This is a genomic window from Macrococcoides goetzii, from assembly GCF_002742385.2.
Classification (GTDB): Bacteria; Bacillota; Bacilli; order Staphylococcales; family Staphylococcaceae; genus Macrococcoides; species Macrococcoides goetzii.
Map to the genome: position 1 here is coordinate 179,702 of NZ_MJBI02000003.1, position 11,586 is coordinate 191,287.

Annotated in this window: 11 protein-coding genes; 7 read left to right on the forward strand and 4 right to left on the reverse strand. The window is 33.2% G+C overall.

What is annotated here, in order from left to right; translation table 11 throughout:
- Positions 1–136: 136 nt before the first annotated feature.
- Both corA and BFS35_RS08835 read right to left on the reverse strand, forming a co-directional pair.
- Positions 137–1,084, reverse strand: coding sequence for a magnesium/cobalt transporter CorA (gene corA, locus BFS35_RS08830; RefSeq protein ID WP_099580183.1), 948 nt, complete (start codon positions 1,082–1,084; stop codon positions 137–139).
- Positions 1,077–1,529, reverse strand: a complete 453-nt coding sequence (locus BFS35_RS08835) for a GNAT family N-acetyltransferase (RefSeq protein ID WP_099580181.1) — start codon at positions 1,527–1,529, stop codon at positions 1,077–1,079. Before BFS35_RS08835 ends, corA begins: the two co-directional genes overlap by 8 nt.
- A 265-nt stretch (positions 1,530–1,794) precedes the next feature.
- Here BFS35_RS08835 and pflB point away from each other — a divergent pair, with 265 nt between their 5' ends.
- Positions 1,795–4,044: a formate C-acetyltransferase gene (gene pflB / locus BFS35_RS08840; RefSeq protein WP_099580179.1), complete on the forward strand. Its 2,250-nt coding sequence runs from the start codon at positions 1,795–1,797 to the stop codon at positions 4,042–4,044.
- Between the two features lie 41 nt (positions 4,045–4,085).
- Positions 4,086–4,841, forward strand: coding sequence for a pyruvate formate-lyase-activating protein (pflA, locus tag BFS35_RS08845; RefSeq protein WP_099580177.1), 756 nt, complete (start codon positions 4,086–4,088; stop codon positions 4,839–4,841).
- A 52-nt stretch (positions 4,842–4,893) separates the two neighbouring features.
- On the opposite strand, the gene BFS35_RS08850 is transcribed toward pflA, so the two are convergent.
- Positions 4,894–6,936, reverse strand: coding sequence for a Na+/H+ antiporter (locus tag BFS35_RS08850; RefSeq protein ID WP_099580175.1), 2,043 nt, complete (start codon positions 6,934–6,936; stop codon positions 4,894–4,896).
- Positions 6,937–7,072: 136 nt separating this feature from the next.
- Positions 7,073–7,546, reverse strand: a complete 474-nt coding sequence (locus BFS35_RS08855; protein ID WP_099580173.1) for a DinB family protein — start codon at positions 7,544–7,546, stop codon at positions 7,073–7,075.
- A gap of 285 nt (positions 7,547–7,831) precedes the next feature.
- On the opposite strand from BFS35_RS08855, the gene rsgA reads away from it, so the two are divergent.
- The 5 genes from rsgA (at position 7,832) to BFS35_RS08880 (ending at position 11,548) form a co-directional block, all read left to right on the forward strand.
- Entirely contained in the window at positions 7,832–8,923 is a 1,092-nt protein-coding gene (gene rsgA, locus BFS35_RS08860; protein WP_099580171.1) for a ribosome small subunit-dependent GTPase A, read from the forward strand.
- A gap of 236 nt (positions 8,924–9,159) precedes the next feature.
- Entirely contained in the window at positions 9,160–9,483 is a 324-nt protein-coding gene (locus tag BFS35_RS08865) for a PadR family transcriptional regulator (protein WP_099580169.1), read from the forward strand.
- A gap of 5 nt (positions 9,484–9,488) precedes the next feature.
- Positions 9,489–10,058, forward strand: coding sequence for a DUF1129 family protein (locus tag BFS35_RS08870; protein ID WP_099580167.1), 570 nt, complete (start codon positions 9,489–9,491; stop codon positions 10,056–10,058).
- Positions 10,059–10,169: 111 nt separating this feature from the next.
- Positions 10,170–10,832 carry a DUF1129 family protein gene (locus tag BFS35_RS08875; RefSeq protein ID WP_099580165.1) on the forward strand — a complete coding sequence of 221 codons (663 nt, stop codon included), beginning with the start codon at positions 10,170–10,172 and terminating at the stop codon, positions 10,830–10,832.
- An 11-nt stretch (positions 10,833–10,843) separates the two neighbouring features.
- Positions 10,844–11,548, forward strand: a complete 705-nt coding sequence (locus BFS35_RS08880; RefSeq protein WP_099580163.1) for a DUF1129 family protein — start codon at positions 10,844–10,846, stop codon at positions 11,546–11,548.
- Positions 11,549–11,586 lie beyond the last annotated feature (38 nt).

An 11,586-nucleotide genomic window follows, 5' to 3' on the forward strand; every position in this document is an offset into this window, starting at 1 on the left:
TTCAAGACTTTACACAATATAAATAATGAAATTGAAATTTATTGGTTATATCCAATATTTTTTAGATTTATAAAAATTAATAATCAAATAAAAAAACCAATAAAGTTGAATTTCATCAACTCTATTGGTTTTTATATTAAAACCACTTCTTTATTCGGAAATAGCCTATCATTCCAACCGTAATAGCAATCATCACAATCCATACTGCCAAATATCCGTATTTCCAGTGCAATTCAGGCATGACATCAAAGTTCATCCCGTAAATTCCTGCAATTAAAGTCAGTGGCATAAAAATTACTGAATATATCGTTAAAATTTTCATGATATTATTCATTCTAAAAGAGTTCAGTGAGATATAATTATCACGAATATCCGCTGTCATCTCACGGGAAGATTCAATCATCTCTACCTGCTTAATTAAATGGTCATTAATATGATGTAAAAATATTTTCTGTTTCTTACTTAATGCCAATACTTTGCCTTCTAATAGTCGATATACTAAGTCGCGCATCGGCAATACTGTACGTCTTATCAATAATAGATCTTCTCTCAAATCAAACGTTTCATCTATTAAGTTCTCAGTTGATATATCTACTGAGTGTCTATCTTCAAACGAGAATACTTTGTCTTCTAAGTCATATACGAACGGGAAATAGTTATCGACGATGGCGTCAAGCGTTTTATACATCACTTCATTTGTCGTAACCTTTTCATTCGGTTTTTTGTTTAGCATCGTATGCCAGACTTTATCCACCTCTTCAGAAGCTTCTTTATGATAGGTCACAATGAGCGTTGAATTAATAAAGATATCAATTTCTTCGGGTTTCATCGTACGCAAGTCAATTGCATGAAAGACGAAAAATAAATAATCATCATATTCTTTATATTTCGGGCGTTGCTTAACGGTCGTTGCATCTTCAATAGATAATGGATGAAAGTGAAAAAACTGACTTAGTAGTAGATTCTCTTCTTTTGTAGGCTCACTCATATCCACCCACAACCATTTCGGCGTTACTTCTATATCATAGGGTGAATCACAAACATGCAACGTATTCATTTCATCAATATAAAGCGTTCTAATCATTTTGCACCTCTATTATTTTTATCATTCGATTACTATCCTCTTTAAATTGATAATCTAGTCTCTTATTTAACTGTTTCATCGCAAAATTTCTCGTATCAACATCACTGTATATAATACCAATGTGTTGTTCCCTTGCGATTGTTTCAACATAATACTTGAGTTGTATCGCGTATCCTTGATTACGATATTCCGGATAAACATAAGTAGATTTAATATGTATTTCATCATCTATTGCATACCAAATATATGCACAGATTTTGTTGTTTTGTTCTATGACTGTTATCTGATCATGCTTATGCTTCATCAGTAATTGAATTGATTCATATCGCAATGCTATATCAACAGGTGTTACCTTATATGATGAATCATAAGCTGATGGGATATTTTCATGTAATGCTGCAATTTCTTTTATCTTATTTGTTTCAGTTAATGATAATTTTCTCATGTTATTTCACCTTTATTATTGTACATGGATATGTTTGTTAACTCCACACTAAACTTCAATATTATTGCACGTCAAAAGCTATAAATCTTAACTGTTATATATACAAAATTCTAAAAACTAATGTGTACCATTACAGATAAAAAGCTTTAAATCAATATTTTATAAAAAATCAACCGTTTTCAAAATTAATGTGATTCTTTTCACGTAAAGTTGTTATAATAGTATTGTGAAGTAATTAACATAATGGAAATTTGGAGGGATTAATATGTTTAAAGAAGAAACTAAAAAAACACATGCCTGGGAAGGTTTTAAAACTGGTAAATGGAACAAAAGAATCGACGTTCGCGAATTTATCCAATTAAACTACACTTTATATGACGGTAAAGATGAGTTTTTAGCTGGGCCAACTGAAGCAACGAAGACATTATGGGATCAAGTTATGCAGTTAACGAAAGAAGAACGTGAACGTGGTGGTATGTGGGATATGGATACAAAAATACCTTCTACGATCACATCGCATGACGCAGGTTATTTAAATAAAGATCTTGAAACAATTGTCGGTGTTCAAACTGAAAAACCTTTCAAACGCTCTATGCAACCATTTGGTGGTATTCGTATGGCAAAAGCTGCTTGTGAAGCATATGGCTATGAATTAGATAAAGAAACTGAAAAAATATTTACAGATTACCGTAAAACACACAATGCTGGTGTATTCGATGCTTATTCAAAAGAAATGTTAGCTTGTCGAAAAGCTGGTGTCATTACAGGTCTTCCAGATGCTTACGGACGTGGACGTATTATTGGTGACTACCGCCGTGTTGCATTATATGGTGTAGATTTCTTAATGAATGAAAAACAAAAAGACTTCAATAACTTATCATCAGTAATGTCAGAAGACATTATTCGTTTACGTGAAGAAGTTTCTGAACAATATCGTGCATTAAATGAATTAAAAGTATTAGGTAATATTTATGGATTTGATATTTCTCGTCCAGCTGAAAACTTTAAAGAAGCTGTTCAATGGACTTACTTAGCATACTTAGCAGCAATTAAAGAACAAAACGGTGCTGCAATGAGTCTAGGTCGTGTATCTACATTCTTAGATATTTATGCAGAACGCGATTTAAAAGCTGGTACAATTTCAGAAATCGAAGTACAGGAAATCATCGACCACTTCATTATGAAATTACGTTTAGTTAAATTTGCGCGTACACCAGATTACAACGCATTATTCTCTGGTGACCCTACTTGGGTAACTGAATCAATCGCTGGTGTCGGTATTGATGGACGTCCATTAGTTACTAAAAACTCTTTCCGTTTCTTACATTCATTAGATAACTTAGGACCAGCACCAGAGCCAAACTTAACTGTATTATGGTCTACCCGCTTACCTGAAAATTTCAAAAAGTATTGTGCAAAAATGAGTATTAAAACAAGCTCAATCCAATATGAAAATGACGATTTAATGCGTGAAAGCTATGGCGACGACTATGGTATTGCTTGTTGTGTATCTGCAATGAAGATTGGTAAACAAATGCAATTCTTCGGTGCACGTGCAAACTTAGCAAAAACATTATTATATGCTATCAACGGTGGAGTTGACGAAGTAAGTGGCGCTCAAGTGGGACCAAACTTCGCTCCTATTACTGATGAAATTTTAGATTACGATAAAGTATACAAACAATTTGATCAAATGATGGAATGGTTAGCTGGTGTTTATATCAACTCATTAAACGTTATCCACTACATGCATGATAAATATAGCTATGAAAGAATTGAAATGGCTTTACATGACACTGAAATTATTCGTACAATGGCTACAGGTATTGCAGGGCTATCAGTTGCAGCTGATTCATTATCAGCAATCAAATACGCTAAAGTTAAAACAATTCGTAACGAAGAAGGATTAGTCGTTGACTTTGAAACTGAAGGAGAATTCCCTCAATACGGTAACAATGATGCACGTGTCGATGATATCGCTGTACAATTAGTAGAATCATTTATGAGCAAATTACGCAAACACAAAACTTACCGTGATTCAGAACATACAATGTCTGTACTTACTATCACTTCAAACGTAGTTTATGGTAAGAAAACAGGTAACACACCTGACGGCCGTAAAGAAGGAGAACCATTTGCACCAGGTGCTAACCCAATGCACGGTAGAGATAAAAACGGAGCTTTAGCTTCATTATCATCAGTTGCAAAATTACCATATGACTGCTGTAAAGATGGTATTTCTAACACATTCTCTATCGTTCCTAAGTCTTTAGGTAAAGAAGATGATTCTCAGCAACAAAACTTAGTTGGTGTGTTAGATGGATATGCAATGCAGCATGGTCACCACTTAAACATCAATGTATTTAACAGAGAAACTTTACTTGATGCGATGGAACATCCAGAAGAATACCCTCAACTTACAATCCGTGTATCAGGATATGCTGTAAACTTTATTAAATTAACAAGAGAACAACAATTAGACGTTATTTCAAGAACATTCCACGAAAAAATGTAGAATATAACAATGCACTAAGTAGTTAAAGGACGGGGATTTAAATGATTAAAGGACATATTCATTCAGTAGAAAGTTTAGGTACGGTAGACGGACCTGGTTTACGCTATATATTATTCACACAGGGTTGCCTCCTGCGTTGCCAGTTCTGTCATAACCCTGATACTTGGGAAATCGGTGCACCTTCAAGAGAAGTTACTGCTGATGAAATTTTAGAAGAAGTAGTTCCTTACATCCCCTACTTTAACGCTTCAGGTGGTGGCGTAACTGTTAGTGGTGGTGAACCGTTACTGCAGTTACCATTCCTTGAAGAGTTATTTGCAAAGTTAAAGCAGCATGGCATATCTACTTGTGTTGATACATCAGCAGGTTGCTTTAATGAAACACCAGCATTTATGCGTCACTTTGATGAAATGCAGAAGAATACTGATTTATTTCTATTAGATATTAAACATATTGATAATGAGAAACATTTGAAACTTACAGGAAAACCGAATACTCATATTTTAAGATTTGCTCAAATGCTTTCAGAAAGAAAGCAACCTGTCTGGATTAGACATGTACTTGTGCCAGGTATAACAGACAATAAAGAAGATTTAATGAAACTCGGCGAATTTATCAATCGATTAGAGAACGTTGAAAAATTTGAAATTCTTCCATATCACCAACTTGGGGTACACAAATGGGAAGCTTTAGGTATTCAATATCCTTTATCTGATGTTGAACCCCCGAGTGATGAAGATGTAAAACTGGCATATGATCTTGTAAACTTTAAAGGCAAGACACCACTAAATAATTAAAAGAAGCTTCCAGCATTTGCTGGAAGCTTCTTTCGTATTCACTATCTCTATGTTAGTCATCCTCATATGTATCGAGTAACATCATTTCATCATAGTTAATCGATTGTCTGAGTTCTACTGCTAAACTTGTCGTTATCTTTCCTCTAGCTAACAGACGATTCACTAGATCTTTCTCAGCTTTTAATACATCTAGTGCAAATAACGTTTCGTCATCTTCTAATGTCTCACTCGTTGCATTTCTTTTTAACTGGTTTACCCTATTTAAATAATTATCTGATACTAATGCAATTTCCACACGATTGTCTAAAGTCATTTCTTCACTTAAACGCTGGACGACATTGTAATGAACACGCGCAGCGACCTTTTGAATTTCATATAAATTATTCTTTATCGATAAAGAACTCGCCTGATTAATGCGATTTGCAAACTCTTTACGTTTGAGGTGCATTCTAAATAGAAACAGCATACGTCTAAAAAAGTTTGTGGAATGGAATATTTTTGAACGCTCAATATATTGAACATAGTTATTAAATGAACTTTGAGTAATTTCATTTGAATCAATCATCTCATTTAAAGTCTTCATTTCTACATTCATCGCAATCGCATGCAGGCGATCAATTTCTTTAGGACTATGATTTCTATCAGTCACTTCACTATAGAAACCAACCTGCATCGTATATTGACGAATTAAATTACCAGCAATCATACTATTTTCTTCTGTCGTATTATCATGAATATATTTAATACCATATTCTTTTAATTTAATACGTGCATCATTAAAGCTAAGCATTGATTCATCAACAGCTTCTTCAACTTTCGGCATCAATATTGGCAGGAAGATTTGTGCGACTACTAAACTGATGACAATAACACCTGCTGCGATAAATAATAAATTATCTCTGTAATTAAATACTTCTCCGTTAACAATCTCTCTTGGAATCGTCAATGCGATGGCCATAGAGATTGTACCGTGTACACCACATACAGTTGCAATTAATGCATACTTAAAGCGATTTGGTCGAACTTCTTTCTGATCAATATTCTCTCGATTTAATATACGTTCAAAACGACTTTCTCGAATATAGAACATATCATATAGGAAAAATACCCAGATAAATCTAAAGAAGTATACAAGAAGCGCAATAATAAGCATATACATTACTGTCGAAAAGATATCTTCATTACCATGTTCAACTAAAGAAGTAGTCACTTCAGGTATTAAATAACCAAGTAACGTAAAGACGAATCCATTTAGTACAGTTGATAATAATCCCCACGTATTGTTATAACCCATCTGTAAACGCGTCGTTGCCTGACTCATCCTATCACGTTCGATACCGTGTACAATACCACCAATTACAGCCGCGATTACGCCTGACACGTGAACTTGTTCCGCAATTACATAAATAATAAACGGTGTTAAAAGCTGAATTAAAATAAAGATATATTCATTAAAAAATCCTTTTCTGATTAAGAAAATTCTTAGCTGTACAAACAATAGACCGACAAATAGACCTATCAGTAAACCACCTACAGTTGCAATAAAAAACTGTGAGACAGATTCACTAACGCTGAATGCACCAGTTGTTAACGCGAGCAAAGCAATCTTAAAGCTTAAAATACCAGCAGCATCATTAAGTAATGATTCCCCTTCAAGGATAGTCATTAATCCTTTAGGAAGTTTCTTTCCTTTAGCGATTGCCTGCACTGCTACAGCATCAGTAGGACAAATGATTGCAGCGAGTGCAAAACTTGCAGCGAGTGGTAGAAATGGCATCATCCAGTGGACGATATAACCTAATCCAATCACCGTTGTAAATACCAGTCCCATTGCCATTAAGATGATCGGCTTTAAATATTTAATAAAAGTTAATCTTGATACATGATAGCCTTCTAAAAATAATAGTGGTGCGATAATGCCCATTAAGAAAAGTTCCGGTTCAAATTCTACATGTAAAGGTACTGGTGTTAAGAATATTAGCATCCCGATAATGATTTGGATAAATGCTAACGGTACCTTCGGAAAATAGTAATTAACAATCGTAGAGACAATGATTGCAAATACAAGACTTAAAATAATAATAAAACTTTCCATTTGTCACCTCTATTTATCTTTAATGATAAATAATTATACCCCTAAACGAATCAATATCACATAAAAGTTTATCAAAATTAAAAAAAGTAAGTAGTCTACAATCGACTACCTACTTTTAAATTAATCTTATAACAAATTATTGCGTATCACGAGAAGGACCATAAATTGGCGGGATTCTTAAATCAGCCTGTCTCATTAATACTGTCATTTGACCTCTATGATGTGCCTGATGAGCAATCATAGAATAAAGCAGATGACCTTTCGGCATATTTTGACCGAAGAAATCAACATCTTCAATTAAACTTTCGTCTGTTAATGAAGCATCGTAAGCTGCTAATGTATTATTATATATTTCTTCTGCTGCACTTACCATTTCAGCAACCGTTTCTGGTTTAGCAGAATTAAATGTTGCACCTTCTACTTTTAAACCAGCACGTTCGGCAAAACCTCCGACACTTGAAATGACGTGCCATGCAATCTCACCTAAAGTACGATCTAATTCTGATACCGCTTGATCTAAAGACTCATCAGTTAACTCTTTTAAACACGCGATTGTCGTATTTGCTTCCATGCGATATTGATTAATAAAATCCTGTTTAATACGAAACATTGAAATGCCTCCTTCTTAGTAATACTTTTAATATACCCTCATTCCTAATGAAATACCATTAAAACGAAAGAACCACACATTATAATTATATAATTTGTAATATTGACACAATATAATAAATTAATATATGATATTAAAAAAGGAAGGAGTGATGTTTTATGGCGAAATTTAATCTGGTAAATGCTACATTTTATTTCGTCATGGACATTACTCGCTAATTTATTGCTCGTATACCCGTGACGAATAATCGCCACGGGTATTTTTATATATAAAAGGAGCAATATAATGGAAATTTTGACTCAATTAGGATATAACGAAGAACGAAAGAAACAAGCAAACGCTATCGATGAAAAATTACTTAAAGCACGAATATCTGTTCAACATAAAGGGATGTATCGCGCAATTACTGAAGAAGGTGAATATCTTGTTCAGCTCTCCGGTAAAGATAAATTTAGCAGTCATAATCTTATAGAAGTACCGGCAGTCGGAGATTTTGTGTTGATCAAGCCATTCCCAAATGAACATAAAGGTATTATTCAGCATATCTTACCTAGGACACAGCAATTTATTAGAAATGCTGCAGGTAATCAAACGAAACCACAAATAATCGCGACGAACATCGACTATGCCTTTCTTACGATGAGTTGTAACGATAACTTTAATACCAATCGATTAGAACGCTACTTAATCGCTACATATGATTCAGGTGCAACACCAATTATCATTATGACAAAAGCTGATTTAATTACAGAACTCGATAAAGAAATTATAATTGCAGAATTGAGCAATGTAGCACCAACAGTACCAGTGTATTTTGTGCAACATGATAGTGATAATCATATAGAAGCAATTAGAGCTTATCTAAAAGAACATAAAACAGGCACTTTACTCGGTTCTAGTGGTGTAGGAAAATCTACGTTGATCAATCGTTTATTAGGAAAAGACGTTATGGATACAGGCGAAATCAGATTAACTGATGATAAAGGAAAACATACGACGACTCATCGTGAACTCCTTGTACTAGATGATGGAGGAATATTAATCGATACACCCGGTATGCGCGAATTCCAGCTTTGGAATACCGGTGAAAATATAGGATTAGTAACTGAATTCGAAGATATAGAAGATCTTATATCTCAATGTAAATTCAATGATTGTACACATACAAATGAACCAGGATGTGCAGTAAATGCTGCAATAACATCAGGTGAACTTAGTGAAGAACGATTTGAACGATATAATAAATATTTAAGAGAACTGGCATTTGTGGAACGACGTAATGATGAAGCAAAGATGAAGGCTGAACGAAATAAATGGAAGAAGCTAACCCGACAAGGAAAAGCAAATAGTAATGCGAAGATGGTAAAAAGAAAATAGTTGAATGAATTGGTGTGAGTGGGCTGAAAATGATGTTTTTAGCCCACTCACAGTTATTTTTAATAGAATTTTAACTTCGAGTGGGCTGAATACCATAAATTCAGCCCACTCAAATGATTTAAAACAATATTTGACATTCCATTCCATAAGTAATATATTATAAATAAGCTACTTGGTAATACAAAGTAGCTTTTAAAAGATTCGCTATCTTGTATTACAAAATAGAGGTGAAACATATGAGTATGCGCACTCAGTTATTGAAAGGACTGCTCGATGCATGCGTTCTTTCGATTATTAAAGAAAAAGAAGTCTATGGTTATGAACTCTCACAGAAGTTGCTCGATTCCGGACTCGGTAACATTAGTGAAGGTACAATCTATCCAGTTCTTCTTCGTTTACAAAAGAAAAATTTGATTACCAGTGAAATGCGTGCGAGTGATGTCGGACCGAAACGAAAATATTACTTTATTACGCCTGAGGGTGAAGAAGAACTTGAAAACATGGTCGAAGAATGGAATGCAATTGTAGGACCAATATCAAATTTGATTAATAAGGAGTGAATGTCATGAGCAAACTAAATAAGATGGATATAATTTATCAAAGAAAATTAAAACAACTCACTTCAAATAACAAAGAAGCATTCCTTAAAGTTAGGAATGAATTAAAAATGGATTATAAATTGCAAGAGCGTGAAGTCGATAATATCTTATCTGATATCCTAGATCATCTAATAGATGCACAAAATAATGGTTTAACCACACAAGAATTCTTTGGTAATGATACAAAACAATTCAGTAAAGACTTATTTGAAGAATTACCTAAAAATAAATTCACACATCCATTGTGGTATATCTTGTTTACGAGCACACTAACAATCGCTTCAATCTTGATACCCTTTGGATTCCTAAGCCAATTAAAGTATTGGATTACTGGCAGCTATGTATCTGTAAACTATAATTTGTCTTTACTTTCAATATCACTATTCATAGTTTTGTTAACGCTCGCTATCTTTATAACCATTTATTTAATGAAGAATAACACTTTCAGTTCAAATAGAGGAAAAACTTTGACGCTACCAATATATTTTTTAATGATATTTTTACCAATTAGTATTTATTTATTTATTTGGTTATGATAAAAACCTATCTGAACCTGCTGGATATATCCTTGTCTTATTGGGCATTACTTTTCTAATTACTTGTATATTTACTTATAAAAAGAAAATTTCCTATTAAGGAGGACTAAAATGACAAATTTAAATGAAATGAATATAGATTACGTAAGAAAAGTGAATCAACTGAAACCTCATAACAGAAAAGCATTTGATTATATCGCAAATAAGATTACTAAAGTAACACTTTCAGAAGACGAATCGGATGAATTATTATTAGAAATTTTAGATGATTTACTTATTGCACAAAGAAATGGTAAATCAGCAAATTCTTTTTTTGGCGAAGATTTAGATCAATTTGTTGATGATATTTCAATAGAATTACCTAAAAGATCTTTTAAATCAATTTTACTATTTGGTACTTTTACATTTTCTATTATGTTCAGTATATTATTTGTTATTTTCGGGTTTGCTGATTTTTTAAGTTGGATAAGTGTCGTTCGCCATATTAAAATTCCTGTACTTGCTGCTTTATTAATTGTTTTTGTTTTCTTAATCTTCAGCTTGCTAAGTATATTTTTAGACTCAAATGCACAAAATAGAACGAAGACTCAAAATATTATCCAAGCGTTATCTTTGTTTCTATCATATTCAATCACATATTTTATTTTTAACTTTGTTAAACAAGGACCTTATTTTAGTTTTCCATTTTATTTATCATTACCCTTGGCTATTGTCTTTATAGTTACAACTATCCATATCAAGAAGAAATATTTTCCGAAAAAACAATTCATTTAGGAGTGAGTGTCATGAAAACAAAAGATATTATCGAACAAAATAACTTAAAACGTGAAGAACTGACGCCAGAAAATTTAAAAGTTTACGAACAGGTATTAATGTATTTACGTTGTGATCTATCAATTTCAGAGCGCGTTACAGAAGTGACTTTAATGGATTTATTAGATCACTTACTAGAAGCTCAGATGCATGATGTAACAACCGAAGAATTCTTCGGCCATGATCCAGAACAATTTGCTAAAGATTTAGTTGCTGAGATTCCAAAAGAATCGAAGCGTAATATGTGGATGTTCGGTGCTTCAATGTTATTTCTACTATTTGCAATATTTAGAGGTATTTCAGGTATCGCTGATTTTATCATCGTAAATCTGTTACACAGAGACAATGCGATTTATCTCGGTAGTGAATTAAGTGCTAATCTTATAACTTCACTTGTTATCGGTGCAATCATTTTCGGTATCTTCAAATATTTACAACTTAGCGCTTTTAAGGAAGATGAAACAAGAGGACAAAAAATTATAATATTTTTTGTGTTATGGATTGTGATGGTTATTCCATTCCTCGTTTCGATGTTCTTACCAGATTTAATACACATCGGACCAGTTGTTCATATCCCATGGTATGTTAACATCAGTATCGGAATAGCGTTTTACCTGCTCTATAAATTATTATTTAATGCTTCCCGAAACGATAAGGAAGTTGCTTTTATAAGATAAAAAAATCATCCCAAAGTTCATGCTTTGGGATGATTTTT